We start from the raw sequence: 26,721 nt of genomic DNA on the forward strand, positions 1-26,721 counted from the left end.
AGGTTAAGGTACTTGATCGTTGCATAAATTGGGGTCTTGAGTTTAGGGGAGACATAGTCATGAACCGAAAATACTTCGGCACTGATGGCATTAGGGGGCAAGTCAATAAAAAGCATATGACACCCGATGTTGCAATGCGTTTAGGTCTTGCCGCAGGGCGTGTTTTCAAACGCGGTGATCATGTACACCGTGTCGTCATAGGTAAAGACACACGGCGGTCTGGTTATATGTATGAACCCGCACTGGCGTCAGGTTTTGTTGCGGCAGGTATGGACGTCATTATGGTTGGCCCTATGCCAACACCGGCAGTTGCTATGCTTGTTAAGTCTTTGCGTGCCGATTTGGGTGTAATGATCTCGGCAAGCCATAACCCGCATTATGATAATGGTTTAAAGTTTTTTGGACCAGATGGTTATAAGCTTTCTGACGAAACCGAAATCGAAATTGAAGGCTTGCTTGATAATGGTTGCAACGATGTATTGGTTGAAGCCACTAGCTTAGGCAAGGCATCACGTCTTGAAAGCGCGCGTGGCCGGTATGTTGAATTTGCAAAAGCAACTGTGCCATCAGGCGTGTCCTTTGAGGGTTTGAAGGTGGTTGTCGATTGCGCAAACGGCGCAGCTTATAAGGTAGCACCTGATGTGTTATGGGAACTCGGCGCAGATGTTATCCCAATGTCAGTTGAGCCGAACGGCTTTAACATTAATGACAAGTGCGGGTCTACTTACCCTCAAGAAATGTGTGAGCGGGTCGTGCGTGAAGGCGCCGATTTGGGTGTGGCACTTGACGGTGATGCTGACCGTTTAATTCTTTGTAATGAAAAAGGTGAAATCGTTGACGGTGATCAGATTATGGCATTGATCACTCGCAATTGGGCTAAGCGGGATATCCTTGCTGGAGGTGGCCTGGTTACCACCGTTATGTCCAATCTTGGTCTGGAGCGCTTGTTGCACAGTGAAAACCTGAAGTTGGAGCGTACGCAGGTCGGTGACCGCTATGTGGTTGCGCGTATGCGTGAGACAGGCATGAATGTCGGTGGTGAACAGTCGGGCCATATTGTCTTAACTGACTTCTCGACAACCGGTGATGGTTTGGTTTCAGCCTTACAGGTTATGACTGAAATTACACAGTCTGGCATTACAGCATCTGAAGCATGCAATCAGTTTGAGCCCGTTCCGCAACTATTAAAAAGTGTTAAGTATACCGCAGCAGACCCACTTGATATGCCCAGTGTTAAGTTGGCTATTGAAACCGCCGAAAAAGCGCTTGCTGGTTCAGGCCGGCTAGTTATTCGTAAATCCGGTACTGAACCTTTGATGCGTGTAATGGCTGAAGGTGACGATGCAGATTTGGTTACAAAGCATGTAGAAGCAATTTGTCATGAGGTGGAGACGGCAGCCTGATGGCAACTGAAAGCTCGCAAAAAGCAACCCGGTTGCAGATGGGGCGTGTTTTAATTATTGCTGGTTCAGACCCTTCTGGCGGTGCTGGTATACAGGCTGATATTAAAACGGTGACAATGTTGAGGCAATATGCTGCAACAGCAGTTACTGCGATTACTGTGCAAGACACATGCGGCGTTTCTGATGTGCTAGGGCTTGAGCCAGCGCTTGTTGCTGCACAAATAAAGGCGGTATTGAACGATATAGGCGCAGATGCTGTAAAAACAGGTATGCTGCATTCAGCAGATATAGTGAAAGTGGTTATATCAGCGATTGAAGACTCTTCTTGGGCAGGCCCTCTAGTTGTTGATCCTGTTATGGTGGCAACCTCAGGTGACCGTTTGGTTGATGATGAGGCGCTTGATATTATTCGCAGCGAGTTATTGCCGCGCGCAAGCCTTGTTACTCCCAACTTGCCCGAGGCATGTGTGCTTACAGGGGAGTCTGTTAGCTCTGTTGATGATATGAAACGCGTGGCTGACAAGTTGCTATCGCTTGGGCCAAAGGCTGTTTTGCTCAAAGGTGGACACTTGAACGCAGCAATGCTCACAGATCTATTAGTCACGCATGACGGTACTTTCGAAATTAGTTCAGAGAAAATAACAACCCCACATACACATGGAACAGGGTGCACCCTAGCCAGTGCCTGTGCGGCAATGCTTGCGGGCGGTATGAATATCGAAGAGGCTTTTCATGCGGCGCATGCGTTTGTTCGTGAGGCAATTCTCAAAGCGCCAGAATTGGGTAGAGGGCACGGCCCACTTGGGCATGCAAATGTCAGGGATGCTTTACCGTGGTAATGCTACATGTCAAACAGCGTGGTTCCGGAGCGCCTCTAGTTTTATTGCACGGGCTTTTTGGTTCAGGTGACAACCTTGGTGGTGTCGTGCGTTTGCTAGAGCAAAGTTACAATACGCTTTCGATGGACTTGCGTAATCATGGGCGAAGCCCTCACGCTGATTCCATGACATATGCCGACATGGCTGCTGATGTTGCTTCAGCAATGGAGAGTTTAGGCATTGCCCAAGTACATGTTTTTGGGCATTCAATGGGCGGCAAAGTTGCTATGCAGATGGCATTAAGTAACTCGGCTATGGTTTCAAAACTTGTGATTGCTGATATCTCACCTGTCCAGTACGGACCAAACCATGACCGTATTCTTGAAGGCATGTTGGCTGTTGAAAAACAGGCACCTCAATCCCGCGAGGGTGCGCAAAAGTGCCTGGCTGAATATGTTGATGAAATTGATGTACTGAGTTTCCTCATGACCAATTGGCGTCGACTGGACGGCGGCGAATGGGGATGGCGGGTTAATTTGGACGCAATATATACTCGTTACAACGATATTGCTGCCGCTCCGCTGGGAACGCCCTATAATGGCCCAACTCTTTTTATACGCGGTGGACAATCCAACTATATTCAGGCTCAGCACCGTGAAGAAATTTTGGCGTTGTTTCCAAACGCTGCTGTTAAAACTGTTGAAGGTACAGGGCATTGGCTACATGCAGAAAAGCCTGATTTAGTTGCACGAATGATTAATCGTTTCTTGGGGGACTGAATAACAAAATGTTTAGAGTATTTTCTTTTTTAATAGCAGGTATGTCCGGTTTTTGGCTTGCCGCTTTGCTGCCTGTTGGTGCCGATGATTATACGGATTATCACAGTCAGTTTTTGGCAGGAATGGCGGAAAAGAAAATACCGGGAGCTGCCTATGCAATTATTGAGGATGGCGAGCCGGTTTCCTCTCACGTTTATGGTACACGTGTTAAAGGTCAAAAATTACCCGTAACGCCAAAAACAGTTTTTCGTATGGCTTCTGTCTCAAAAACATTTGCGGCTAGCCTTGCTGCCATGCTCGTTGAAGACGGTGTATTAGACCTAGATGCCGGTGTGAAAGACTATGTTCCTAACTTTCGCCTCAAGAAAAATGATCACGTTGAAAAGCTGCGTGTACGCCACTTGTTAAGTCATACAATCGGATTAACACCAAATGCCTATGACAACATGATTGAAGATGGTTGGGATATGCAAAAAATCCTACCTCGATTTCGTCGCCTCAATCCTATATGTGCGCCGGGCAAATGTTACGGCTATCAAAACATTGTCTTCAGTTTAATTGAGCCGGTCATTGAGCAGCGTACAAATCGTCCTTATGCTGCGCTTGTCCAAGAGCGGATATTTGATCCGCTTAATATGCAACAAGCAACAGTAGGGCTTGAAGGTTACTTTGAACAAGAAGACCGCGCTGATCCGCATATTAATACGCGGCGCGGCTGGTACCATACCAAAGTAAAACCTAATTATTATAATCTTGCCCCTGCGGCGGGTGTGAATGCCAGCCTGAACGATATGATCAAGTGGGTCGCAGCTCATATGGGCAATAACCCGGATGTTGTCAGCAACACGGTTATCAACCTCGTATCGGACAAACAGGTCAGAACCAAACGTGAATTGTATAAACGCCAATGGCGAGCGTACCTGAGCAATGCACATTATGGTTTAGGTTGGCGCATTTATAACTTTGATGGACATGAAGTTGTAATGCATGCAGGTGGTGTTGCTGGTTTTCGCAGTATTGTGAGCTACTCGAAAGAATTGGGTATTGGGCATGTTATGATGATGAATGCTGAAAGCCGAGTTATTGATGATCTTACAGCACAATTTTGGGACGGATTGTTTGCTGATTTGAAATCAGGAGCCGTTGCAGCACGTTGATTTTGGGTTTGCTGTATAGATACGTTGTGGTTTTAAACATTTGCTTTGGCTATAAGTAGGCATTCAAATTCAATAATCCGGCAGGTCGAGAACTTCCACGTCTTTTCTGTCCGCTTGTTTGTCTCTGCTTGGGCGCTGACTAAAACGTCTAAGTGCGGCTGCGGCTTCGTCGATGGTTACGATGCAATCTCGATTACTGTCATATCCGCCAAATTCGCTATGCGGAATGTCCTTGAATTCTGTGAAGGATATAGAAGAAGATTCGTCGCTATCTACTTTTGCAAACGGGAAGAAGAGAAAGCTCTTATCGTCGAACTGTGCGAACCGGTATTCAGCGGGATACAGAAAACCATCTTTGTTGGTGTCGAGAGTGTCGAATAAACGTGTGCGTACAGTTGTCACGTCGGCACATGTGATAGTGTCGTCTTGATTGTAATCCCATTGTGTTACTAAGCGGTCATATAATGCTTGTTTACGCTCTGGTGGCAATTCAGGCGGGCCATCACGCCTGTTTGATGCACACCCAGATACGCATAATCCGATAATAATAAACGCTCCAAGCTTGAGTGTTGATTGCCGCATAAATCAGAGAACCTTTGTTTCAATACACTTCATATACGATTAGTACCTTAAATATCCTTTTGATGCTGCAAATTTAAATGAGTAGCCTGAAATTCCTTCATTGACTCTTTGCCTGCTTCCATTACTTTCCGGCCTTGGTACTTCCCCCAAACGGGAAGCGACTGTCTGAAAGGTCAGTATTTTTTATTGGGACACGCCTCCCCAACGGGGCGCAACTATCTGGAAGGATAGCTATATGACGAAGCCACTTAAGGCGCCTTTGCGTCCAGAGTTTAGCTCTGGGCCTTGCGCTAAACGTCCGGGTTGGACACCGGACGCATTAAATAACGCTCTGCTTGGGCGTTCACATAGATCCAAACCTGGAAAAGAAAAACTACAGTACGCCATTGATAAAACGCGTGAAGTGTTAGGTGTGCCGGATGATTATCTAATCGGTATCGTGCCGGGCTCAGATACTGGCGCGGTTGAGATGGCGTTATGGTCAATGCTCGGTGCGCGCGGCGTTGATGTGTTGGCTTGGGAAAGCTTTGGTGCAGGTTGGGTTACTGATGTTGCCAAACAGCTTAAGCTTGAAGACGTAAATATCTATAAAGGTGACTATGGCAAGCTGCCTGACCTCGCTGCCGTTGATTGTGACCGCGATGTGGTTTTCACATGGAATGGAACAACATCCGGTGTGAAGGTGCCGAATGCTGACTGGATTAACGCTGACCGAAAAGGGCTAACCATTTGCGACGCCACTTCCGCAGCCTTTGCTATGGAACTGCCATTCGAAAAACTGGATGTTGTGACATATAGCTGGCAGAAAGTGCTAGGAGGCGAAGCTGCACACGGCATGCTCATATTATCACCGCGCGCTGTTGAACGCTTGGAAAGTTATACACCGCCATGGCCTTTGCCAAAAATTTTCCGCCTGACCAAAGGTGGTAAGTTAATCGATGGCATTTTTAAGGGTGCAACAATCAATACGCCATCAATGTTGTGTGTTGAAGATTATATTGATGCGCTTGAATGGGCAGCAAGCCTTGGTGGATTGTCTGGATTGGTTGCCAAATCGTACGCAAATCTGAAAGTGCTATCGGACTGGGTTAATGCATCGCCTTGGGCAGCTTTTTTAGCTGAAGATCCTGCAACTATCTCCAACACCTCTGTTTGCCTAAAGGTTATAGACCCGTGGTTCAATGACTTGAGCGAGCAAGCGCAAGCATCAGTTCCGAAAGCACTGGCTTCTCTCTTGGAGGCTGAAGGTGTTGCTTTTGATATAGGTGCATACCGCGATGCACCGTCTGGGCTTCGTATCTGGGCGGGTGCAACAGTTGAAGCAAGTGATCTGGCCATACTCACCGATTGGCTCGATTGGGCTTACGGTGAAGTAAAAGCATCACACACAGCATAATAAAATTTTAGAGCTGGCCGTTAACTCTCGATGGTCGGCTTATTCCCTGAATATGTGACGATATGTCAAAAGATTAAAAAGGATGGATCATGCCAAAGGTATTGATTTCAGATAAAATGAGCCCGCTTGCTGAGCAAACGTTTAAAGAGCGAGGTGTTGACGTTGATTTTAAGCCAGGTCTTACCAAAGAAGAGCTTATTGCAATTATAGGTGACTACGATGGGCTAGCAATTCGTTCTTCAACCAAAGTTACGCCGAATGTTTTAAAAGCAGCCACCAACCTCAAGGTTATTGGACGAGCAGGTATTGGTGTTGATAATATTGATGTCCCAGCAGCAACGGACGGCGGTGTGGTTGTAATGAATACGCCGTTTGGTAACTCCATTACAACAGCCGAGCACGCGATTGCGATGATGATGGCGCTAGCGCGGCAAATCCCGCAAGCCAATGCTTCTACCCATGCAGGAAAATGGGAAAAGTCCAAGTTTATGGGTACTGAACTGACAGGTAAAACATTGGCACTGATCGGTTGCGGTAATATCGGTTCTGTTGTCGCGGAACGCGCCTTGGGTTTGCGTATGAAAGTTATTGCATTTGATCCATTTCTTTCCGTAGAACGAGCAGCAGATATTGGTATTCAAAAAGTTGAGCTTGAAGACTTTTTCAAGCGTGCTGATTTTATATCTTTGCACACACCCCTGACTGATCAGACGCGGGGCATTATTGATGCAGATGCATTTGCACAAATGAAAGACGGTGTGCGAATCATCAACTGTGCACGTGGTGGCCTGATTGATGAAGCCGCTTTGAAGGTGGCACTTGACAGTGGCAAAGTGGCAGGTGCGGCACTGGATGTTTTTGAAGTTGAGCCCGCTCAGGAAAACCCTTTGTTTGGTCATGAAAATGTTATTTGTACGCCGCACTTAGGTGCATCTACCAGTGAAGCTCAGGTGAATGTCGCATTGCAGGTGGCTGAACAAATGTCTGATTATTTGCTCACAGGCGGTGTGACCAATGCGCTCAATATGCCGTCACTCAGCGCAGAAGAGGCACCAAAATTGAAGCCATACATGGCTTTGGCCAAACAGATTGGCGGATTTGCAGGACAAATCACCGAAACAGGTTTGAAGCGGGTAGTGATTGAATATGAAGGGCACGTTGGCACTTTAAATACTAATCCACTAACCGCAGTTGTGCTGGAGGGTTTGCTGTCGCCGCTGATGAGCAGTGTGAATATGGTGAATGCACCAGTTATTGCAAAAAAACGCAATATTCAAATTACTGAAGTTAAACATGATCGCGAAGGTGACTATCATACGCTAGTTAAGTTGACGGTTGAATCAGAGCGTGGTTCAAGAACGGTGTCTGGAACTTTGTTTGCTAATCAACACCCAAGAATCGTTGAGGTAGATGGTGTATATCTTGAAGCAGAATTAGCCGAAAGTATGCTTTACGTTGTTAATGATGATAAGCCCGGCTTTATTGGTGCGCTTGGTACATTGATTGGCCACAATGGTGTCAATGTTGCAACTTTTGCACTGGGGCGTCGAAGCCAAGGTGAGGAAGCGGTTGCATTGATTGCAGTTGATGAACCTGTGAAGGATATTGTGCTTGACCAACTGGCTGCGCTGGCCCATGTACGTCAGGCGAAAAAACTGTCGTTCTAATTATCTTTGACGAACAAAGAATGGGAGCGGACCTTATGAGTGGTCCATCAAAAAAACAAACGGGCATATCTTATGCCCGTCACGCGCTTTTGCCAGAAGGCTTTCGGGATCAGTTGGCACCAATTGCTGAGTTTGAAGCAAGTTTGGTACGTGGATTGATGGATACCTTTGCGGCATATGGGTATGACCGGGTGGCACCGCCTGTCGTTGAATATGAAGACAGCTTGTTGGTGGGAGCCGGAGCGACGCGCGGCGAACAGATGTTCCGCCTTATGGACCCTGATACACAGCGCATGATGGCCGTTCGTGCAGATATGACAATCCAGATGTCGCGGTTGGCAGCAACGCGCCTTTCTGATGCCGAGCGACCACTACGCCTTAGCTATACAGGCAATGTTCTTCGCACTAAGGGTAGCCAGATACGCCCAACACGTCAGTTTGTTCAAGCTGGTATAGAACTGGTAGGGGCAACAAACCTTGAAGCAGAATTTGAAATTGTGTCTGTTGCGGTGGAAGCGCTTACAAATGTTGGCGTGAAAGCGCTTTCTCTTGATTTTACACTAGCACCGCTTGTGCGAATGTTGTGCGAACAACATAAGCTTACCGGGCGTGACTGCGATCTTGTTTTGGAAGCGCTTGATGCCAAAGATAGTGGTGCTCTGCGTGCTATTGCAGCCGCTGCACGTGCTGATTTTGATGTGTTGCTCGGCGCTGCAGGGCATGCTGATACAGCAATGGATGCTTTGAGAACACTGTCTCTAAAAGGAAGCGCTGGGCAATTGATTGCGCGACTTGGCCGTTTGATTGATATGGTGAAAGCTCAGTTGCCTGACATTCAAGTAACCGTTGATCCATGTGAAAATCATGGCTTTGAATACAAAAGCGGCATCGGCTTCGCGTTGTTTGCAAAAGGTTCGCACAGTGAGCTTGGTCGCGGTGGTCGATACATTGTAGATCATGCTGACGGTAACAATGAAGAAGCTGCTGGTTTTTCTGTTTATCTTGATAGTGTACTTGATGCTGTTTCCGCGCCTGCAACAGCTAAACGCTTGTTTTTACCTGTGGGTTCGGAACAACAGTTGGGTCAGCAATTGCGCAGCGAGGGATGGCGAACGATTCAAGGCTTGACAGATGTCGCAGATGCTTCCAATGAAGCACAAAGATTAGGCTGTAGCCACGTACTGATCGATGGGCAAATTATAGCTTTGTAGGCACTGATATTCTTTTTATCCGGTAAGGGGACTTGAAATGGGCAACGTTGTTGTTGTCGGCTCTCAATGGGGCGACGAAGGCAAAGGCAAAATTGTTGATTGGCTATCGGAACGAGCTGATGTTGTTGTACGCTTTCAAGGTGGCCATAATGCAGGCCATACGCTAGTAATTGATGGTGAGGTTTATAAGCTCTCCTTGTTGCCATCAGGTATTGTACGTGGCGGTAAAATAAGTGTTATTGGCAATGGTGTCGTTGTTGATCCGTGGGCATTATTGACAGAAATAGAAGCTTTGCGCGGGCAGGGAGTGGATATTAATCCTCAATCTCTTCAAATTGCCGCTAATGCAACTATGATTATGCCGTACCATCGTGAATTGGATGCATTGCGCGAAGACGCTACCAAGGGTGTTAAGATTGGCACAACACGCAGAGGTATTGGCCCTGCGTACGAGGATAAGGTTGGTAGGCGTGCTGTTCGTGTGTGTGACCTGCAGTCTCGGAAAATTGTTGAGGCTCGCCTAGCGGTTGCTCTAACTCATCATAATGCACTGCGCTTAGGTCTTGGGCATGAACCTATTGATGGTAATGCTATTGCTGATGAATTGATGGAGATGGCAGATAAAATTCTGCCGTATGTAACAAATGTTTGGCGCACGCTGGATGATGCCAATAATACAGGCAAACGAGTTCTATTTGAAGGCGCGCAAGGCACTCTTCTGGATGTGGATCACGGGACTTATCCATTTGTAACATCGTCCAATACCATAGCTGGCCAAGCGGCTGGCGGTTCTGGAACAGGCCCACGCAGCCTTGACTATGTGCTTGGTATTACCAAAGCGTATACGACCCGCGTTGGTTCTGGCCCGTTCCCTACGGAACAACTGAACGAAGTTGGTCAATATCTGGGCGAAAAAGGCCATGAGTTTGGCACTGTAACTGGCCGCTCTCGCCGCTGTGGTTGGTTTGACGCTGTTCTTGTACGCCAAAGCCTTACCGTCGGCGGTGTTGATGGTATTGCACTGACAAAACTGGATGTGCTGGATGGTCTTGAGGAGCTTAGGGTCTGTGTGGGATACAAGCATAACGGTGAAGTTGTTGATTACCTGCCGTACGGCATGGAAGATCAAGCGAATGTTGAAGCTGTTTATGAAACACTGGAAGGTTGGTCTGAGACGACCTTTGGAGCACGTAGCTGGGCAGATTTACCTGCAACTGCAGTGAAGTATATTCGTCGTATTGAAGAGCTGATCGGCGTTCCTGTGGCACTTTTGTCGACTAGTCCGGAGCGGGATGATACAATTTTGGTAAGAGATCCTTTCCTTGATTAATCGTTACGTTATCGTATTGAAAATGAAAAACGTTGCTACTCAAGCGAGTTAGCAGCGTTTTTTTGTGATTTTTCTCTAAAAAGTATAATTTTGCTGGTATTTTATTAACTTTCTTGCCTCAAAATGACTGTTAGCTTCACGATTGTGGAGAACTATGAATTGATAAGCACTAAGGGGAAATTGGAATGAGTGGTGAAAACGCCCCCGTTCCTGACAGTCAGAGCGCGTTTGGTGACAGGTTTGAAGTTGTCACCAGCCAGCCTCTTGCTGAGTTTTCCACATATGGTGGAGATGCTTACACTGTCAATGACAAAGAGAAGTCAGGCGGTGAATATTATGCTCTTGTGCACAATCCTACCGTTCCGGTTCGTAATGAAATATATAAATCACTAACCGGAAAACCGATCGCAAATTTAGTTTGTCCTGTTGATCGAGGCTTGATGAATTTGGTTTTCGATGGCCGCAAGCGACAACGCCTCGTTACCATTTTTTCCCGACCATCGGGCGGTGCGCTAATGGATAATTCGGGGAATTTGAACCCGCGCATCACTGCGAGCCACCTCCGGCAAAATGTCACATTATCAGTATTGAAATCTATTACGTCGTTGCACAAACGTGGGTTTGTGCATCGTTCTATCATGCCGACTAACATTTATTTTGCCAGCCCTAATAGCGATGAAGTTGTTCTGGGAGAATGCTACAGCATGCCGCCCGGTTATATGCAGCCATTTGCTATGGAGGCATTGCCTCTTGCACTTGCTGATCCGACATCTCGTGGCGCAGGTGATGCAAGTGCAGATTACTTCCAAATGGGTGCTGCTTTGCAAGCGCTATACTTTGGTGAGCAGCTGTGGAATGGTCGTGACCGTGGCAGCACGTTAATGGCTAGGGTGAACCAGGGGTCGTTCTGGGCTTTGAGTGGCGGTAGGGAAGTGCCAGGTGCACTTGGAGCACTTATTCGCGGTGTTATGGCTGACGAAGTTGACGAGCGCTGGGGCGCAGAAGAAGTATTGGACTGGTTTGAAGGTGTAGGAAAGCCTAAGCGTACGACAATGCGCACGTGGGCAATGAGCAGGCCAACAACCTTTAAAGGTGTGGCTGTTGTAGACCGTCGGTTGCTCGCTGATGCTTTTGCTCGTGACCCGAAAGAAGCTGCTGCTTTTTTGAAATCAATTGATTTTTCGTCATGGGTTCAACTTTCGTTTCGTGATGAAGTATTATCTGAGCGCCTGGAGAATATGATTAATGTGAAACCTGACAGTGGTTTCGGCGGCGTTCGTGCCGACGACTACAAAATGGTTGCCCGCGTTTGCATGTTCCTGCACCCGCATGGCCCTGTTAACTATAAAGGTTATTCGTTCTATCTTGATGGCCTGTCTTCTATGATTGCTGAAGCATTTTCCAGAGATGATCGCGAGGCGATATCTGCGATCGTTGAAGTAATGGATATTAAGTTTCTGCAAACGTTGAACGATATCTGTGACCCGCATAGCAAAGTAATTGACCAGCAAATTCCATATTTAAGAAAGTTCATTGAACACGCATCAAGCAAGCAGTTGGGGCGTGGTATGGAGCGCGTTCTTTACGAGATGAACAGTATTTTGCCGTGTTTGTCACAGCGTTTCTCGAATGTATGGATCGGTTCTATTATTCAGCTCATGCGAGCACTTGAGCGTATTGCAATAATTGGTGCTACGCGCAACATTCTTCTTGATAGGCATTTGGCTGCTTTCTGCGCTACGCATGGTACAGACCTTGAGCGAGAGTTTAACGCACTCGCGACAGCGCAGCACAACCCTTCTAAATTCAATAGCTTGTCTATGGATTTCTTTGGTATCCTACAGAAGCGGTGCAATATGGAGCCGCTGCCTCACCTTACCGGCAAGTTGGTTGATGGCCTTTCTTCTGCGGTTAAGGAACTTAAAAACAAGAAGCGTCGTGAGCGTGTGCAGGGATTGCTCGAAAAAGGCAAAAAGGGTGGGGACATAACCAAACTAACTTCTGAAGTTAATATGGTACGTGCTCAAGTGGAAGATGCTCGTGAATTTGCGCAGGCACGCACGCTTATCGCTCGTCTTGAGAGAGAGCGGACAAAGTTATCGCGCAAAATTTCACCGTCAGACCCTGACGCTCAGTTAAAGGGTATGAAAGGCGCTCGTCTTGTGGCTTTTGTGAGCGGTTTACTTATCTCGTTTCTGACATTTTTCTAGGAGTAATTGATGGCTAAGAAAAATAAGGCTCCTTTAGTTAGAAAGCGTCGTCAACGCCAGGAAGTGTCGGCATTTGGTCCGCTATTTTTTACGGGTCTTGCGGCCGTTGGCTTTATTAGTTGGCAAGTTGCCGTTTTAGTGGCCTTTGGCCTTGTGCCAACCATCGTTCTTGCATTCACAGGAAAAGGCTCAAATAAGTCGCTGCGGCTGCAATGTGTTACATTTGCCAATCTGAGCGGGGTAATTGCTTTTATTCCGCAAGTTTGGTCTCGGCCAAGCCAACTGGAAGCAATTATGACTGACCCGATCAATCTTGTGATGATGTGGGGCTCTGCTTCAATCGGTTATATGTTGATTTATGTTGGTCCTATTGTTGCGACCCATATTCTTCAAGGTATGGCGCAAGATAAGATTAAACAAATTGCGCAGCAACGGCAGACCCTTGTTGAAGCATGGGGGCCTGACGTTTTAGGCGATAAAGAACAAGAGCCCGCGCCCAATCATATCAGGCTTAAAAAGTCCTAAGTTTTAATAGTACTTCGTTACTGTGCGGCGCTGCTTGCAGCCAAACGCATGTGTTTTTGTACCTTTTCAAAAGCTCGTACTTCAATTTGACGCACACGTTCCCGGCTAACGCCGTATTCTTGTGACAGTTCCTCAAGAGTTTTAGGAGGTTCAACAAGACGGCGCTGCGTTAGTATGTGTTGTTCACGTTCGTTTAGCTCTTTCATTGCTTCTTGAAGCATTGTCATGCGAATGGATTTTTCTTCATTGTCAGCAGCAACAACTTCTTGATCAGGTGTTTCGTCAACCAACCAGTCTTGCCATTCGCCTTCGGCGTCAGCACGCAAGGGCGCATTCAATGAGTGATCATGGGCTGTCATGCGGCGGTTCATGCTCACAACATCATCTTCGGAAACAGATAGCTTTTCTGCAATAGATGTCACATGCTCTGGCAGCAAGTCACCTTCTTCAATAGCTTCAATTTGGCCTTTAATGCGGCGAAGATTGAAAAACAGCTTCTTTTGCGCGGCTGTTGTACCGATTTTAACCAGGCTCCAGCTGCGTAAAATATATTCTTGAATGGCAGCTCTGATCCACCACATCGCATATGTAGCAAGGCGAAAGCCTTTTTCAGGGTCGAAGCGTTTCACTGCTTGCATCATACCAACATTGCCTTCTGAAATCAGATCAGCAACTGGTAGCCCATACCCACGGTAACCCATGGCAATCTTGGCTACTAATCGCAGATGACTGGTCACTAGTTGATGTGCAGCTTCCCTGTCTTCGTGCTCTACCCATGCTTTTGCAAGCATGTATTCCTGATCGTTTTCAAGCATGGGAAACTTGCGAATGTCTTGCAAGTATTGGCTCAGGCTTCCATCAGGTGATAGTGTCGGAAGATTAGATTTGTAAACCATGTTTGTTTCCCAAGAGAGCAGCCTGTTTAGCGACCGCTTCGTTTCAATTATTTGATCCTGCTACTATATAACCGCTTAGGTCATCTAGTAAACGAGATAGATCATATGGTAATTCGCTTTCAAATTTAAAGCATTCTCCTGAAATTGGATGTTCAAATCCAAGTGATTTTGCGTGAAGAGCTTGCCGTTTAAACGATTGGATAGCTGTACGCGCTTCACCTTTGATCGAATTTCCAATTGAAGCCTTGGCGTATAGTGGGTCACCTATAAGAGCATGACCTGTGTGCATCATGTGTACGCGAACCTGATGAGTACGGCCCGTTTCAAGCTGACATTCAATATGTGCAGCAAGCGCAGTGCCTGACTGCTGATACAGGTTTAGAGTGCGATAATGGGTAACCGCATGCTTACCTCCGGCTTTTACCACAGTCATCTTTTTGCGATCATGGGGGTTGCGCCCAATGTTGCCTTCAATCCGACCATGATATGGGCGCGGGTGGCCTTTGCACACGGCATGATACTTCCGCTCAATTGAATGTGAAGCAAACTGGTCAGCCAGCCCGTGATGTGCTTTGTCATTTTTAGCAACAACAAGTAAGCCACTCGTGTCTTTATCAATTCGGTGTACAATTCCTGGGCGCTTTACACCACCGATACCGCTTAGGCTGTTGCCACAATGGTGTAAAAGTGCGTTTACAAGTGTACCACTGGTGTTGCCGGGGGCTGGGTGCACCACCATGCCCGCTGGTTTATCAATGACGATCAGGTGCTCATCTTCAAACACTACGGTTAACGGGATATCTTCGGGCTGCGGAATAGGTTCTTCCGGCTGCGGGACCTCAAGCCGGTAATGTTCGCCGAATTTGACGCTATGAGACGGGCTGTTTATAATGCGATCGCCGGTGGAAGCGCACAAAGTAAGACAGTTTTCTTTTATCAACGCTTGTATGCGCGCACGCGACATGTCAGGCAGATGGCCAGATAGTGTTTTGTCTAGGCGTGCTCCGGCAGCGTCATCCGGTACGATAATATTAATGATCTCATTCATGGAGTTCTTATGAACGCAACAGATCAAAATGTCACGCAACAGAATGAAGAAGAAACATCAAAAGCACCCGGTTGGTTGAAGGCACTGGTGGTCATTCTTGGTGTTGGAATTGTCGGTATGTTGTTGTTGATCGTTTTCAAAATTGCCAACGGTGATCATCAGAAACCTGATGAACCTATCGGCGCGTTGCCTGCTTCCAGTCCTGCTGTGACAGTATTCCCGTCTGGTGAGTTGCCTACAGGTGATTTTGAGATATCAAGGCCCAATGGTGCAGCGCTTGTGTCTGTTACACCGTCTGGGGTTGAGGTGTATATGCACTTCAAGACTGAAGATGGAGCAGAGAGGATTACTATTCTAAATCGTCAAACGGGTGCGGTGTCGACTATCATTATTCAATGAATATGCATTAATCACTTGCATTACTGCGCGGTTTGAATTCTGATTTGAACAGGTTATATCTCAATAGAGTTTTATTGTTCGTTGCAGCTTTGCTGTTTGCCAGAGGGGAGATTTATAGTGCTTGGACAGATGCAGGATTGGCCATTACTGGTTTCTAAATTCCTTACTCATGCAGAGGTTAATCATCCAAAGCGTGAAATCTTTTCCATGCTGCCGGAAGGCGGCGAGTTTAGTTATGACAATGAGCGGATGGCTGCACGTGCTCGCAAATGTGCACAGGCACTTGCACGGCATGGCATAAAGCACGGCGATCGTGCCGGTACACTTGCTTGGAATACACACCGTCATGTAGAGGTTTGGTACGGTGCATCTGGTATGGGCGCGGTTACACACACGATCAATCCGCGTCTTTTTCCTGAGCAGCTAATTTACATTATTAATCATGCTGAGGATCGTGTCCTCTTCCTTGATATTACATTTGTGCCGCTTATTGAGAAAATTGCCAGTGCGCTAACAACAATTGAAAAATATATTGTGATGGTTGGCCCTGACCATATGCCGGAGACAACTTTACCGAATGCCGTTAATTACGAAGACTTTATCGGCGGGGAAGACGGCGATTATGCATGGCCGACTTTTGACGAAAATTCGGCATGCGCACTTTGCTATACGTCAGGTACAACCGGTAATCCTAAGGGGGTTTTATATTCCCATCGTTCTAACTTCTTGCACACTCTAGTTGCTCTGGCTGGTGATACACTTGGTGTTGGTGCTAAGTCAGTTATTCTACCAGTTGTTCCCATGTTCCATGCTAATGCGTGGGGCATCCCGTATGCGGCTTCTGGTTCAGGTGCAAAACTGGTCCTAAACGGACCACACCACGAGCCAGATGTATTGCACCGCCTCATGATGGAACACGGCATTACAGTGACGGCTGCTGTGCCAACTGTTTGGCTGGGAATGCTTAAGTATCTAGAAGCAACAGGCAAAGATACTGGCAAGATGGAAATTGTTACAATTGGTGGCTCTGCTGCGCCGCGCAGTATGATTCAGGCATTTCAGGAGAAATACGGTGTGCGTGTTAATCATGCTTGGGGCATGACTGAAACTAGTCCACTGGGCAGCCTAGGTAGTGAAAACGCAGCTATTCAGCATTTGAGTGAAGAAGAAAAACTTGATGTTCAATGTAAGCAGGGACGTTCAGTTCTCGGCGTTGAGATGGCCATTAAAGATGATGATGGTAATATGCTTCCGCGCGATGGTGAAACATCTGGGCGCGTAATGGTGCGCGGACCGTGGGTTATCGAAAGCTATTTCAAAGGTGATGCTGGTCGTGTTCTTGATGAGGATAATTGGTTTGATACTGGCGACGTCGCTTGCATTGATGAATTTGGCTATATGCAAATCACAGACCGTGCAAAAGATGTGATCAAGTCTGGTGGTGAATGGATTAGTTCGATTGATCTTGAAAACGCGGCGGTTTCTCATCCGGCGGTGCTAGAAGCCGCGGTCATCGGTTTGCCGCATCCTAAATGGGATGAACGCCCGCTATTGCTGGTGATTCTTGAGGAAGGGCAAACTGTTTCATTTGAAGAGATGAATACGTTTTTGACAACTAAGGTTGCTAAATGGTGGCTGCCAAATGACATGGTTGTTGTTGAGGATATACCGCATACTGCGACCGGGAAAATTTCCAAGAAAGACCTACGTGACAGATTTAAGGATTACAACTTTCCTGACGCTTGATGCTTAGGTAACAGAAAATGGATTAAAACGGCTCTTCATAGGGCCGTTTTTTATTGAGTTAATCAGTTTTAGGTTTTTCGCCCATCCAATAGATCAGTTTTTTGGCAGGAATGATCCAAATTAAGCCAACTACAAGGTAATAGAACATTTGAATTGAGAGGTGCAGTTCAGATAGTAAATTACCAACCCCTGCAGCAAGAAAAGCATAAATCGTAATGCCGACAATCATGACTATCATACCTGTTAAGCTGCGCAGGGCAGGGCGTTCATGTTGCATGATAGTCTCCTATTTGGTCTGTGCCATGTCCCAGGCTTTACGTATGATACGCTTTGTCTCGCCCCAGCTTACGGCTTCAACAGCGTCATCAATATTGAAAAAGCGTGCGTCGTCAGCGTCCGAACCTGCTTTTAGCGTACCTTCTTTATAATATGCCAGATAATCAATCAGCACATAGTGGAATTTAGTTTTTTCATCAGGTGTGTGCTCTATAAAGTCGATAATATCGATTATTTCACTAAAGGTTACTGATAGACCTGTTTCTTCCCTGATTTCACGGCTCATGGCTGCTGTTACGGTTTCGCCCAGTTCAATGGCACCGCCTGGTAAACTCCATTCGCCCTTGCGTGGTGACTTACCTCGTTTAATTAACAACACTTTATTTTCTTTCATCACAACGGCACCAACACCAACGATAGGCCTGCTTGGATTTTCTCTATTGTTTTGCATTGTTTTCCTTTGGGTTTTTCTCCGTCCCTAACGAGTATGTCGCGGCTTGTCTTGTCGAGGCGAATATGAAACAACTGACACAACATTATTGGTTTGAACACTCAGTTGGTGCAATAGGTTATGTGCGGCAGGTATGCGTTACGGGCTCTCCTTGAGGAAATTGAACACCTGTTTGCTATTAAAGGCAGCGTGGGTATTCCCGCACGCTACAATATAGCTCCGCGTCAACCTGTCCTGATTGTACGCAATAACCAGCAAAAACAGCGTGAGTTAGCTGCTGTTGAATGGGGCTTGGTTCCGGAATGGAAGAAAGAAATAGGTGATAAGCCGCTTATTAATGCCCGCGTTGAAACTGTTGAAGTAAAGCCATCGTTTCGTTCCAGCATTAAGCGTAAGCGGTGTCTTGTACCTTTTGATGCTTGGTATGAATGGAAACCGGAGGCGGGGCGCAAGCAACCATACGTGTTTGAACCATCAGAAAGCGGTGTGCAGGCGTTTGCAGGTATCTGGTCCACGTGGCATGGCCCTGGCGGCGATCACTGGCTTGAAACCATGGCCATTTTAACCGCCCCTGCGATAGGTCATTTTAAGAATGTTCATCACAGAAGGCCGCTCGTTGTGAGACCAGATCAGTTTGATGAGTGGTTGCAGCCTCATGACCCTTTGCCGCGCGGGTTCTTGAATGCTTTTGATTGGATCCCTGAAACAACGTTTCAATACCGAGCTGTTGGTTCGCGTGTGAGCAATGTTCGGTTTGATGACCCAAGTTGCCTTGAGCCAGCAATGCCAGAAGCACAACATTCGCTATTTTAACTGAAAGAAACCGGTATGCCTGATATTTTTGATGCCAATGCACATGTGTATATTAAAACGGAAGGCAAGCTTGGTCGTATTGTTTTAAACCGGCTGGCACGTAAAAATGCATTAACGCAGGCTATGTGGAATGCGATCCCTGATGCTGTGTCAGTCTTGAATGATATGCCTGACGTAAGTGTGATTATCTTATGTTCATCAAGCGACAGCGCTTTTGCAGCAGGAGCTGATCTGAAAGAACTTCAGGAGATTTCAAAGGATCCTGCGCGCTGCGAGAGTAATCGTGTTGCGCTGCGCGACGCTCAGCGTGCGCTGGCGCGTTCACCGAAGCCCGTAATCGCTGAAATAGCAGGCCCCTGTATGGGGGGAGGGTGTGGTCTTGCCATACACTGTGATTTCCGTATCGCTTCCACCAATGCAAAGTTTGGCGTTACGCCTGCTAAGCTCGGTATCATTTACCCGCTTAATGATACCAAGGAATTGATGGATTTGGTCGGTGTGTCAAACACGAAGAAGCTGTTGTTTACAGCTCAACATATTAATGGTGCGCAGGCGCTAGAGATTGGTTTGATTGATCAACTTGTATCTCCTGAGATGCTGCATGATGTAACTGAAGCGTTTGCTGCGCAAATGACCGCAGTATCACAGTATTCCATTCGCGGTATGAAATGGACAATACAACAGATACTGGACGGACAGATTGATGATGACGACGAAACAGCAGCAATGTTTTGCGCGGCACATGAAGGCGAAGATGCGATTGAAGGCATGAATGCATTTCTTGAGAAACGCAAACCCAATTTCCGTTGGACGCATCCAGCAAAAGATTAATTGCTTATTTTGGCTAAACCACTGATTGCGGCTACATAAGCGGCACTTGCTGCAAAGCTAAGGCCCCCGCTGATTGAAAGCGTAATGTAAGGGGCGGCATCGATGACTGCTTGGCCAAGTATGCCGCTAATAAGTAAATTTACAAACAATGCCACGAATGAATAGAGGGCAAATGTTGCTGCAATCGGCATCGCGTTTGGTTTAATTAGCAACCAGACATTGGCAAAAGATGACCGAATGTCCTGTGCTTCATAAAAAACTGCGAATTGAGCAACGGCATTTGCAAGTATAATGAACCATATTCCTACAACAATGCCGGCAAATGATAACACCACTGCCAACTGGCCAAGTAATGATGTAGCTGCGTACAATGCTGTTGCTAAACCTAACACTACGATGATTGAAAGTATTGTAGCTGTAAGAAAATGAACAAAACTTCTTATGCTTCGAGTGACAAGCGCTGAAGGGCCGCCGTCGTTTGGTACAAGGTTTCCCTTGGCTACAGCACGCGACCAAAACACAAGCAATACAGCATGCACCAAGAGCGATAAGGCTTGTCCGAACAGCACCGCATCAGCACCATCAAGCAGGATAGAAGACGCGCTTGTGTCAGATGCTGTATCTGTCGTTATATTTTCCAGAAACGCAGTCATTACAGCTTGTGAAGGGCCTACTGCAATAGATGACAGCAAGCCATAAAGAAGCGACAACATTAACAGTAATGATAAGCGTAATTGTGCACGCTGGACGCCACTTTTTACAAGTTGCGGTAATGTAGGTACGCTTAATTTCATCGAAGGTTTCACAGTGGTCTTTCGTCGTTTCTTGAAAGTGACATGTCGGATCACTTTGTTGAAGCAATTATATTTAAAGCTATCTACAGTTACTAGCGTGTCTGTCTGCAATAGAATAGGGGAATATTGACCATGTTTGAAAATCAGGTTGTTTGGATAACTGGAGCTTCTTCAGGTATTGGTGAAGCTTTGGCCTATGAATTTGCGAAATGCGGCGCACGGCTTATTCTTTCAGCCCGACGTGAAGATGAACTCACCAGAGTTATGCAAAGCTGTGTTCAAAATGGAGCTGCTGCCGACAGTATCAGTATTGTGTTACTTGATGTGACCGATGAAGCAGCTTTGCCGAGCAAAGTGGCTGATGCTCAAGCTTTGTGGGGGCGTATTGATATGTTGATAAATAACGCAGGCATATCACAGCGTTCACTGTGTATTGATACAGATATGGCGACTTATCGCCGTTTGTTCGAGGTTGATGTATTTGGTAAAATCGCATTAACCAAAGAAGTACTTCCAATCATGCTCAAGCAAGGTAGCGGACACATGGCTGTAACGGCTTCGGTTGCAGGTAAAATTGGTGTGTCCCAACGCACGGGTTACTGTGCAGCCAAACACGCTATGATGGGCTTCTTTGACGCGCTTCGCTCCGAGGTATCGAAAGATGGAATTCGTGTAACAACTATTACACCTGGCTTTATTCGCACAGCCATTTCCGAGCATGCTTTGAAAGGTGATGGTTCCAAGTTTGGCAAAGTAGACGCCAACATTGCGGGTGGTATGGATGTAAAGGAATGTGCGTCTGTTATTATGCGTGGATTTAAAAAGGGAAAACAGGAAATACCTGTTGGCAAAGGTATAGAAATGAAAGCGCTTACTATTAAACGCTTTTTCCCTAACATGCTTTTCAAAATGGTAGCTAAGGCCTCAAATAGCTAATTATTTGAGCCGCGCTTCATAAGCCTGAATTTGCTGCGTAACGCTGCCGGCAATGTCATTTGGGATCGGAAACACCAAATGGTATTGCGTTATTTTCCATCCATTATCAGTGCGCACTAATACGCCAGTTCCGCGACTGGTGCCATAGTTCAGGCTATCCAGGACTTCGTCGAACCACGCTGTGTTGCCATCGGGTGTGAAGTCAATATGACGTTCACGCATTTTATATATCCAGCCATTAGTTTGCTTTGCATAAGCCTGAAATGTCGCTTTGTCCCAACGTTCGCTAACGTCCGTACCAAGGAAAGTAGAGTCGCTAGTGTATAGTGCAAAATACTGATCCCAAGCTGCGTTTCCTGCGTGCGTATGGAGTTGATCCAGCACTTCGCTGACATCGGCGCGATCATTTGCTGATGTTGGCAATGTAAAAGCTGCAATAACGAGCATAATACCGAATAGTTTCTGAAACATACTAATACTCCCGTAGCTTAGTGATTTGATTTGATTTCGCCTACCTTTAGGCGATGTAGGTAGCTTTTCAGATCAGCGCGCAATTCCGGCGCCATCAAATAAATACCAATTACATTAGGTATAGCCATCAAGAAGAACATACTATCCATCAGATTATATACTTCTGTGACAGAGAATACGGCACCGGGTACAAGAGCCGCACAGAAAATAAACTTGAAAATGTTCATTGAGAAATTGCTGCCGCCGAATACAAATTCCCACACTTTACCAGAGTAATAGCCCCAACTGATAATTGTAGAATAGGCAAACAGAAATGCTGCGACAGCAAGAATCCAAGGGAACCAGCTAATAACGCTGCCAAATGCAGTGGACGTAAGTGAAATACCTGCAGCACCTTCGCCGCTTTGGTAAACGCCTGTAATTACAATCACAAGTGCGGTCATGGTTGATACTACTACTGTATCGATGAATGGTTCCATCAATGCGACCATGCCTTCAGAAACAGGCTCTTTAGTTTTGGCTGCCGCATGAGCCATTGTAGCGGAACCAAGTCCAGCTTCTGTCGAATAAACTGCGCGCTGCATAGCAATAATAATTGTGCCGATCATAGCACCTACTCCGGCATCGAAATTGAAAGCTGCACCGAATATTGTAGCAACTGCAGCAGGTACTTCAGTGATATGCCCAACAATAATAACAAGTGCGCCGAGTAGATAAATGCCAGCCATCGCAGGAACCAAACGTGAGGTAACTTTAGCGATAGACTTGATGCCGCCGATGATTACAACCGCTGTAAGAACAGCCATGATTAAACCAAATATCCATTTAGCTGCTTGACTGTCGAACCCAGTTACAACCGCGACAGCTTCGTATGATTGATTTACCTGAGCAACTTGCAAAAGCGTTGGCACTGCGAGTATCGCATAGATCCATGCCAGGGTTTTGCCTGTTTTGCTCCAGCCGCGCGCTTTAAGACCGCGTTCCAGATAATACATAGGGCCACCGGCGATGGTGCCGTCAGCGCGAACATCCCGGTATTTTACACCGAGCGTACACTCGGCGAACTTAAGGGACATTGCACAAAAGCCAATAAGTACCATCCAGAATGTAGCGCCAGGCCCGCCAACGCTAATGGCAACAGCCACACCTGCGATATTACCAAGGCCAACAGTACCGGAAAGGGCAGTTGATAATGCTTGAAACTGCGTAACCTCACCGTCTGCAGTCTCATCGTGGTAGTCACCGCGAACAATACGATATGCGCGTTTGAAGCTGGTTAGGTTAACAAAGCCAAAATAAAGCGTGAGCAAAATCATTGGCAGTGCAAGAAAGGCAACAATCCATTCAACTTCTAAACCGAAAATGGAGACAGTTTTAAAGACAAAGTCATTCAGTGTATTTATAATGTTGGCCAACAAGGTAACAAAGCCAACGCGTTCTTCGCCGCCAGATTGAGCGGAAGCTGTATTGCCGATAATGACAATACTAAATAGAATCATCGCAAAACGTTTCAACAGAAGCACGCTATTCCCCCACGTTATGAACTGACATGTGGCAGTTCATCTTCTCTAATTTTGGATAATACCCTAGAATAGCTATGCTTTTGAGGGAAGTGGAAACTTACATGCTCACAAAGACGTGGTTAAGGACCTAGACTCTAATGGTGTTATTTCTCACCAAAGCGCGGCATAAGCTCCACAAAATTACAGGGTCGAAAACGGCTATCAAGCTGTGTAACCAAGATCTTATCCCAGCCATCTTTTACGGCCCCTGTAGAACCCGGCAAAGCAAACATGAGTGTTGTGCCTGCTATACCACCTGTTGCTCTGCTTTGAATGGTGCTGGTGCCTATCAAGTCATATGATAGCATGCGGAACAGCTCACCAAACCCTGGGATTGATTTTGTATATAGTGCTTCAAAGCATTCAGGGGTGACATCCCGGCCTGTTATGCCGGTGCCACCCGTGGAAACGATGACTTGAATTTCATCAGAGTTAATCCAAGCATTTAATTGAGCAGTTATTGACGGTTTATCATCTTTAATGATTTTCCGTTCCTGAATGATGTGACCAGCCGTTTCTATGCGGGCGGCCAACGTGTCCCCGGATTTATCATCGGCAAAAGTGCGTGTATCTGAAATAGTCGCAATCCCAAATTTTACTGGGATAAAATCTCGGGTTTCATCAATCATCGCTGTCGGTATCCGCTTGAAAGCTTGTTAATCTTATGGCGCGTTGCATTGCATCCGGTGTTTCATCAGTGTCAAGGTATTCAAGCGAAGGCCACGCACCAGATGCTAAAGCATCAAGGCTTGGTGTAGGCTGACCAAGGCGCAAACGATATAGCCAAAGATTTGCCATGACGCGTTCTATGTAATTTCGTGTTTCATAGAAGCCGATGGACTCGATAAACAATAGAGGGTCTGCACCGTAGTCTACTTCGCGTCGCCATGTCAGCAGGCTACCGGGGCCACCGTTGTATGCTGCAAGCGCCATTAAAAGATTACCTTCAACATAGTCAAAATCGAGCAGATACTCGATGTATTGTTGACCAAGTGCGATATTGAACTCCGGTTCGTACAGCCTGTTTCTGTTGCGGCGCAGCAGCGCGCGATTGTTGGTTATATAACTGGCAGTTGCTGGCATCACTTGCATAAGGCCGCCTGCACCAACGCGGCTTTTAGCGCGGCTGCGAAAATCACTTTCTTTGCGGACCATCGCAAAAATTAACGCCCGATCAACGCTAAATCCGCCTGCCGGTTGCCAATCAGGCATTGGGTAACGTGTTGCTGTGGGGGCAAGGTCACCTGTGCCGCCAACGCGACTTAAGCGAATTTGTATTGCTGGCAGATTAAGGGCAGTTGAAAAAGCGAGCATGTCATCCTGAACGCTCACACCTTCGCGGCCCCATAGAAGACGTAGTTCTTCGTCTGCTACATCATCCCTGCCAATTTCTTTTAGTGCAAGTGCACGAATTGTCGCCGGATGCTTTATCAGGTTGTCTACCGATTCTTGTTTCAAAGGAGGTAAGGACCAGTCAATATCTGGTGTAATACCAAGCTGTTTTGCGGCAATAAGGCCGTAAAAAGTCTCAGAATATGTTGCTGCACTTTTTAGATGCTTAATACCGTCTTCTGGATTGCCAAGACGGAGTGCGGTACGTCCAGCCCAAAAGCTACCGGCTGACAGCAGCCAGCTACCTGCGCGCTCTGATGCCGCCAGTGCTTCAAAATGGCTGTAAGCAGCCTCGAAGTTATTGTTTTGCCAGAAGGCCAAGCCTGCAATCCAATCTGTTTGCGGTACTATCTCTCTGGAGAAATTGGCACCGAGTTTCGCAAACTTCATGGCGCGCTCGTTGTCGCCTTCATAATAGTAACTGGAAGCAATGCGCTCCAACGCTTCTGCTTTTTCATGCGGTACCAGCAGGTCGCGGGCTTCTATCGCCCAGTAACGTTTTTCCGCTCGTTCCGGTGTGCCACGCCTTACATACCGGCGTACATTTGCAAGGAATGTTCGCACTGATTTTGCTTCAAGCCGAGACCGTCTTGGCAGGGGAGGTTTAGGAAGAGCTGACTGCCCGGTAACGCCCGGATAGCGTGTTTTCTGCGGTGAACGCGGCGCGCGTGCTTTTCCCTGCCGACGTTTCGCCAATCTGTAAACTTGCCATGCGTTAGGGTGATCAGAGTATGCTGTCATCCATGCAGACAGTTCGCTGAACTTACTGCGATATCCTGTTGGGTGCATAAGTTTCTGAAATTTTACGTGCCCCATCAAAACAGGGTTGTCGATTTGCTTGATGACTTTTTCGGCGCGTTTCCAGTTGGCACCTTGCTGGAGTTCAAATACTTGCTGATAACGCGCAATATCCTGTTCGCTCAGGACTTCAGGCACTTCAACTTGTGCTGTGCCAGCCAAAGTGAGGCTGAAGGACAGAGCCGCGGCGCATATTGCGGTTAGTATATTCCTTGTCATGCATCAAGCTCCGAAAGTTTTGCTTTCACAGCTAGTAAATCACGCCAAGCCATGCCTTTTAAATGTGGTTGCCGCAATAGGTATGCTGGATGGTAAGCTGGTAGTGCTGTAAATGACGTGCTCCCGATCGTTAATGGCTTCCATTTACCGCGTAGCTTCGTGATGCCATCACTGGTGCCGAGTAACGCTTTTGCCGAAACACCGCCAAGCATCAGAATAACTTTAGGGTTTGCTAATTCTATATGACGCCGGATAAAGGGAAGGCACATTTCAGTAACAGCAGTGTCTGGTGTTCGGTTCCCGAGTGGACGCCACGGTAAGATATTCGAGATGTAGACATTTTTTGTGCGGTCAAGCCCTGCTGCATTCAGCATGCGGTCAAGTAATTGGCCTGAAACACCAACAAAAGGTCTGCCTTCCCGGTCTTCGTCTGCGCCGGGCGCTTCACCAACAATCATGAGAGAGGAGCCCGCTACGCCGTCAGCAAATACAAGGTTTTTTGCTGATCTCTTTAAAAGTCCTCCGTCGAAGCTCGACATTGCGGTGCGTAATTCTTCTAATGAATCAGCGTTGTTTGCTGCGGTTTGTGCACTTTCTGCGCCGTGACCATCAATTGACTGAACTGGTTTGGCCGTTACAACTCTTGCTCCAGTGCTTTGGTTTGTTGCGATTTGGTTGCCAGAATTTTGCTGTACGGAAGAGCCAGAGTGCGATGCGGTAGCATTGTCAGGTTTTGAAGTTACAGCAGAAAATCTATCAACAAAATCGCTTTCAATTGCTTCGTCTGCGCCCATCGCGACCTGCCAGGCAAGTAACGTTGCGGGGTCTTCTATATCAGGTGCGTGAGCTGACATGCTGTTCCTTAAGTTGTCACTGATCTAATCATAGAAGACCTTTGGGTCAAAATGCATCAAAATTTTGGCATTTTCATCGCATATTCCTGTGAACTCTATATATAGACAGGCCTAGAGGGCAGGCAAGTGTTTGACGTTTGCCTTGCTGCAATGCATA

The 26,721-nt window shown here is 46.8% G+C and carries 26 protein-coding genes; 15 read left to right on the forward strand and 11 right to left on the reverse strand.

Annotation, left to right across the window (positions count from 1 at the left end; genetic code table 11):
• Window positions 1-59: 59 nt before the first annotated feature.
• The 4 genes from glmM to OEU88_RS09545 are packed head-to-tail and all read left to right on the forward strand — an operon-like array spanning window position 60 to window position 4,157.
• Window positions 60-1,403: a phosphoglucosamine mutase gene (gene glmM / locus OEU88_RS09530; protein WP_262694927.1), complete on the forward strand. Its 1,344-nt coding sequence runs from the start codon at window positions 60-62 to the stop codon at window positions 1,401-1,403.
• Window positions 1,403-2,242: a bifunctional hydroxymethylpyrimidine kinase/phosphomethylpyrimidine kinase gene (gene thiD, locus OEU88_RS09535; protein WP_262694928.1), complete on the forward strand. Its 840-nt coding sequence runs from the start codon at window positions 1,403-1,405 to the stop codon at window positions 2,240-2,242. The genes glmM and thiD overlap by 1 nt, the downstream gene beginning before the upstream one ends.
• Entirely contained in the window at window positions 2,242-3,000 is a 759-nt protein-coding gene (locus OEU88_RS09540) for an alpha/beta fold hydrolase (protein WP_262694966.1), read from the forward strand. The genes thiD and OEU88_RS09540 overlap by 1 nt, the downstream gene beginning before the upstream one ends.
• A gap of 8 nt (window positions 3,001-3,008) precedes the next feature.
• Window positions 3,009-4,157 carry a serine hydrolase domain-containing protein gene (locus OEU88_RS09545; protein WP_262694930.1) on the forward strand — a complete coding sequence of 383 codons (1,149 nt, stop codon included), beginning with the start codon at window positions 3,009-3,011 and terminating at the stop codon, window positions 4,155-4,157.
• A 69-nt stretch (window positions 4,158-4,226) separates the two neighbouring features.
• On the opposite strand, the gene OEU88_RS09550 is transcribed toward OEU88_RS09545, so the two are convergent.
• A complete protein-coding gene (locus OEU88_RS09550; protein ID WP_262694931.1) occupies window positions 4,227-4,739 on the reverse strand; it encodes an EF-hand domain-containing protein in 513 nt (170 codons plus the stop codon).
• 235 nt (window positions 4,740-4,974) lie between these two features.
• Here OEU88_RS09550 and OEU88_RS09555 point away from each other — a divergent pair, with 235 nt between their 5' ends.
• From OEU88_RS09555 to OEU88_RS09580, 6 genes are all read left to right on the forward strand, one after another.
• Window positions 4,975-6,135, forward strand: coding sequence for a phosphoserine transaminase (locus OEU88_RS09555; RefSeq protein ID WP_262694932.1), 1,161 nt, complete (start codon window positions 4,975-4,977; stop codon window positions 6,133-6,135).
• An 89-nt stretch (window positions 6,136-6,224) separates the two neighbouring features.
• Window positions 6,225-7,802, forward strand: coding sequence for a phosphoglycerate dehydrogenase (serA, locus tag OEU88_RS09560; RefSeq protein ID WP_262694933.1), 1,578 nt, complete (start codon window positions 6,225-6,227; stop codon window positions 7,800-7,802).
• Window positions 7,803-7,837: 35 nt separating this feature from the next.
• Entirely contained in the window at window positions 7,838-9,013 is a 1,176-nt protein-coding gene (locus OEU88_RS09565) for an ATP phosphoribosyltransferase regulatory subunit (protein ID WP_262694934.1), read from the forward strand.
• 37 nt (window positions 9,014-9,050) lie between these two features.
• Window positions 9,051-10,343 carry an adenylosuccinate synthase gene (locus OEU88_RS09570; protein WP_262694935.1) on the forward strand — a complete coding sequence of 431 codons (1,293 nt, stop codon included), beginning with the start codon at window positions 9,051-9,053 and terminating at the stop codon, window positions 10,341-10,343.
• Between the two features lie 185 nt (window positions 10,344-10,528).
• Window positions 10,529-12,553 carry a serine/threonine-protein kinase gene (locus tag OEU88_RS09575; protein WP_262694936.1) on the forward strand — a complete coding sequence of 675 codons (2,025 nt, stop codon included), beginning with the start codon at window positions 10,529-10,531 and terminating at the stop codon, window positions 12,551-12,553.
• Window positions 12,554-12,562: 9 nt separating this feature from the next.
• The gene (locus OEU88_RS09580) at window positions 12,563-13,078 is read left to right on the forward strand and encodes a hypothetical protein (RefSeq protein WP_262694937.1); all 516 of its coding nucleotides are present in this window, start codon (window positions 12,563-12,565) and stop codon (window positions 13,076-13,078) included.
• 17 nt (window positions 13,079-13,095) lie between these two features.
• On the opposite strand, the gene rpoH is transcribed toward OEU88_RS09580, so the two are convergent.
• Together rpoH and OEU88_RS09590 are read right to left on the reverse strand one after the other, a co-directional pair.
• Window positions 13,096-13,974 carry an RNA polymerase sigma factor RpoH gene (gene rpoH, locus OEU88_RS09585; protein WP_262694938.1) on the reverse strand — a complete coding sequence of 293 codons (879 nt, stop codon included), beginning with the start codon at window positions 13,972-13,974 and terminating at the stop codon, window positions 13,096-13,098.
• Between the two features lie 43 nt (window positions 13,975-14,017).
• Window positions 14,018-15,022, reverse strand: coding sequence for an RluA family pseudouridine synthase (locus OEU88_RS09590; RefSeq protein ID WP_262694939.1), 1,005 nt, complete (start codon window positions 15,020-15,022; stop codon window positions 14,018-14,020).
• 9 nt (window positions 15,023-15,031) lie between these two features.
• On the opposite strand from OEU88_RS09590, the gene OEU88_RS09595 reads away from it, so the two are divergent.
• Window positions 15,032-15,421, forward strand: coding sequence for a hypothetical protein (locus OEU88_RS09595; RefSeq protein ID WP_262694940.1), 390 nt, complete (start codon window positions 15,032-15,034; stop codon window positions 15,419-15,421).
• A 117-nt stretch (window positions 15,422-15,538) separates the two neighbouring features.
• A complete protein-coding gene (locus OEU88_RS09600; RefSeq protein ID WP_262694941.1) occupies window positions 15,539-17,167 on the forward strand; it encodes a long-chain-fatty-acid--CoA ligase in 1,629 nt (542 codons plus the stop codon).
• Between the two features lie 58 nt (window positions 17,168-17,225).
• Here the strand turns inward: OEU88_RS09600 and OEU88_RS09605 are convergent, their stop codons facing one another.
• A complete protein-coding gene (locus OEU88_RS09605) occupies window positions 17,226-17,444 on the reverse strand; it encodes a DUF2842 domain-containing protein (RefSeq protein WP_262694942.1) in 219 nt (72 codons plus the stop codon).
• Between the two features lie 9 nt (window positions 17,445-17,453).
• Entirely contained in the window at window positions 17,454-17,894 is a 441-nt protein-coding gene (locus OEU88_RS09610; protein ID WP_262694943.1) for an NUDIX hydrolase, read from the reverse strand.
• 120 nt (window positions 17,895-18,014) lie between these two features.
• On the opposite strand from OEU88_RS09610, the gene OEU88_RS09615 reads away from it, so the two are divergent.
• The gene (locus OEU88_RS09615) at window positions 18,015-18,707 is read left to right on the forward strand and encodes an SOS response-associated peptidase (RefSeq protein ID WP_262694944.1); all 693 of its coding nucleotides are present in this window, start codon (window positions 18,015-18,017) and stop codon (window positions 18,705-18,707) included.
• Window positions 18,708-18,722: 15 nt separating this feature from the next.
• Window positions 18,723-19,538, forward strand: coding sequence for an enoyl-CoA hydratase/isomerase family protein (locus tag OEU88_RS09620; RefSeq protein WP_262694945.1), 816 nt, complete (start codon window positions 18,723-18,725; stop codon window positions 19,536-19,538).
• On the opposite strand, the gene OEU88_RS09625 is transcribed toward OEU88_RS09620, so the two are convergent.
• Window positions 19,535-20,332 (reverse strand): hypothetical protein, encoded by a 798-nt coding sequence (locus OEU88_RS09625; protein WP_262694946.1) that lies wholly within the window; start codon window positions 20,330-20,332, stop codon window positions 19,535-19,537. The two genes, OEU88_RS09620 and OEU88_RS09625, sit on opposite strands and share 4 nt — an antisense overlap.
• Before the next feature lie 132 nt (window positions 20,333-20,464).
• On the opposite strand from OEU88_RS09625, the gene OEU88_RS09630 reads away from it, so the two are divergent.
• Window positions 20,465-21,268, forward strand: a complete 804-nt coding sequence (locus OEU88_RS09630; RefSeq protein WP_262694947.1) for an SDR family oxidoreductase — start codon at window positions 20,465-20,467, stop codon at window positions 21,266-21,268.
• Here OEU88_RS09630 and OEU88_RS09635 read toward each other — a convergent pair whose 3' ends face one another.
• The 5 genes from OEU88_RS09635 to OEU88_RS09655 all read right to left on the reverse strand — a co-directional run bounded on the left by OEU88_RS09635 (window position 21,269) and on the right by OEU88_RS09655 (window position 26,564).
• Window positions 21,269-21,739, reverse strand: coding sequence for a nuclear transport factor 2 family protein (locus tag OEU88_RS09635; protein ID WP_262694948.1), 471 nt, complete (start codon window positions 21,737-21,739; stop codon window positions 21,269-21,271).
• Window positions 21,740-21,756: 17 nt separating this feature from the next.
• Window positions 21,757-23,256: an alanine/glycine:cation symporter family protein gene (locus tag OEU88_RS09640; protein WP_394805252.1), complete on the reverse strand. Its 1,500-nt coding sequence runs from the start codon at window positions 23,254-23,256 to the stop codon at window positions 21,757-21,759.
• 149 nt (window positions 23,257-23,405) lie between these two features.
• Window positions 23,406-23,930: a molybdenum cofactor biosynthesis protein B gene (moaB, locus tag OEU88_RS09645; RefSeq protein ID WP_262694950.1), complete on the reverse strand. Its 525-nt coding sequence runs from the start codon at window positions 23,928-23,930 to the stop codon at window positions 23,406-23,408.
• Entirely contained in the window at window positions 23,923-25,710 is a 1,788-nt protein-coding gene (locus OEU88_RS09650) for a lytic transglycosylase domain-containing protein (RefSeq protein WP_262694951.1), read from the reverse strand. The genes moaB and OEU88_RS09650 overlap by 8 nt, the downstream gene beginning before the upstream one ends.
• A complete protein-coding gene (locus OEU88_RS09655; protein WP_262694952.1) occupies window positions 25,707-26,564 on the reverse strand; it encodes a uracil-DNA glycosylase in 858 nt (285 codons plus the stop codon). The genes OEU88_RS09650 and OEU88_RS09655 overlap by 4 nt, the downstream gene beginning before the upstream one ends.
• Between the last annotated feature and the right edge of the window lie 157 nt (window positions 26,565-26,721).

Source organism: Kordiimonas aquimaris (assembly GCF_025574485.1).
In the GTDB taxonomy this organism is placed as follows: Bacteria; Pseudomonadota; Alphaproteobacteria; order Sphingomonadales; family Kordiimonadaceae; genus Kordiimonas; species Kordiimonas aquimaris.

What these genes read in the sequence shown, in the direction of transcription:
- OEU88_RS09625 (WP_262694946.1), bottom strand. Translation starts at nt 20,332, where the DNA reads ATGAAATTAAGCGTACCTACATTACCGCAACTTGTAAAAAGTGGCGTC.
- OEU88_RS09540 (WP_262694966.1), top strand. Translation starts at nt 2,242, where the DNA reads ATGCTACATGTCAAACAGCGTGGTTCCGGAGCGCCTCTAGTTTTATTG.
- OEU88_RS09635 (WP_262694948.1), bottom strand. Translation starts at nt 21,739, where the DNA reads ATGTTTCAGAAACTATTCGGTATTATGCTCGTTATTGCAGCTTTTACA.
- OEU88_RS09620 (WP_262694945.1), top strand. Translation starts at nt 18,723, where the DNA reads ATGCCTGATATTTTTGATGCCAATGCACATGTGTATATTAAAACGGAA.
- OEU88_RS09595 (WP_262694940.1), top strand. Translation starts at nt 15,032, where the DNA reads ATGAACGCAACAGATCAAAATGTCACGCAACAGAATGAAGAAGAAACA.
- serA (WP_262694933.1), top strand. Translation starts at nt 6,225, where the DNA reads ATGCCAAAGGTATTGATTTCAGATAAAATGAGCCCGCTTGCTGAGCAA.
- OEU88_RS09555 (WP_262694932.1), top strand. Translation starts at nt 4,975, where the DNA reads ATGACGAAGCCACTTAAGGCGCCTTTGCGTCCAGAGTTTAGCTCTGGG.
- OEU88_RS09610 (WP_262694943.1), bottom strand. Translation starts at nt 17,894, where the DNA reads ATGCAAAACAATAGAGAAAATCCAAGCAGGCCTATCGTTGGTGTTGGT.
- rpoH (WP_262694938.1), bottom strand. Translation starts at nt 13,974, where the DNA reads ATGGTTTACAAATCTAATCTTCCGACACTATCACCTGATGGAAGCCTG.
- OEU88_RS09655 (WP_262694952.1), bottom strand. Translation starts at nt 26,564, where the DNA reads ATGTCAGCTCACGCACCTGATATAGAAGACCCCGCAACGTTACTTGCC.
- OEU88_RS09575 (WP_262694936.1), top strand. Translation starts at nt 10,529, where the DNA reads ATGAGTGGTGAAAACGCCCCCGTTCCTGACAGTCAGAGCGCGTTTGGT.
- OEU88_RS09550 (WP_262694931.1), bottom strand. Translation starts at nt 4,739, where the DNA reads ATGCGGCAATCAACACTCAAGCTTGGAGCGTTTATTATTATCGGATTA.
- OEU88_RS09605 (WP_262694942.1), bottom strand. Translation starts at nt 17,444, where the DNA reads ATGCAACATGAACGCCCTGCCCTGCGCAGCTTAACAGGTATGATAGTC.
- OEU88_RS09565 (WP_262694934.1), top strand. Translation starts at nt 7,838, where the DNA reads ATGAGTGGTCCATCAAAAAAACAAACGGGCATATCTTATGCCCGTCAC.
- glmM (WP_262694927.1), top strand. Translation starts at nt 60, where the DNA reads ATGAACCGAAAATACTTCGGCACTGATGGCATTAGGGGGCAAGTCAAT.
- OEU88_RS09615 (WP_262694944.1), top strand. Translation starts at nt 18,015, where the DNA reads ATGTGCGGCAGGTATGCGTTACGGGCTCTCCTTGAGGAAATTGAACAC.
- thiD (WP_262694928.1), top strand. Translation starts at nt 1,403, where the DNA reads ATGGCAACTGAAAGCTCGCAAAAAGCAACCCGGTTGCAGATGGGGCGT.
- OEU88_RS09630 (WP_262694947.1), top strand. Translation starts at nt 20,465, where the DNA reads ATGTTTGAAAATCAGGTTGTTTGGATAACTGGAGCTTCTTCAGGTATT.
- OEU88_RS09570 (WP_262694935.1), top strand. Translation starts at nt 9,051, where the DNA reads ATGGGCAACGTTGTTGTTGTCGGCTCTCAATGGGGCGACGAAGGCAAA.
- OEU88_RS09580 (WP_262694937.1), top strand. Translation starts at nt 12,563, where the DNA reads ATGGCTAAGAAAAATAAGGCTCCTTTAGTTAGAAAGCGTCGTCAACGC.
- OEU88_RS09545 (WP_262694930.1), top strand. Translation starts at nt 3,009, where the DNA reads ATGTTTAGAGTATTTTCTTTTTTAATAGCAGGTATGTCCGGTTTTTGG.
- OEU88_RS09590 (WP_262694939.1), bottom strand. Translation starts at nt 15,022, where the DNA reads ATGAATGAGATCATTAATATTATCGTACCGGATGACGCTGCCGGAGCA.
- OEU88_RS09650 (WP_262694951.1), bottom strand. Translation starts at nt 25,710, where the DNA reads ATGACAAGGAATATACTAACCGCAATATGCGCCGCGGCTCTGTCCTTC.
- moaB (WP_262694950.1), bottom strand. Translation starts at nt 23,930, where the DNA reads ATGATTGATGAAACCCGAGATTTTATCCCAGTAAAATTTGGGATTGCG.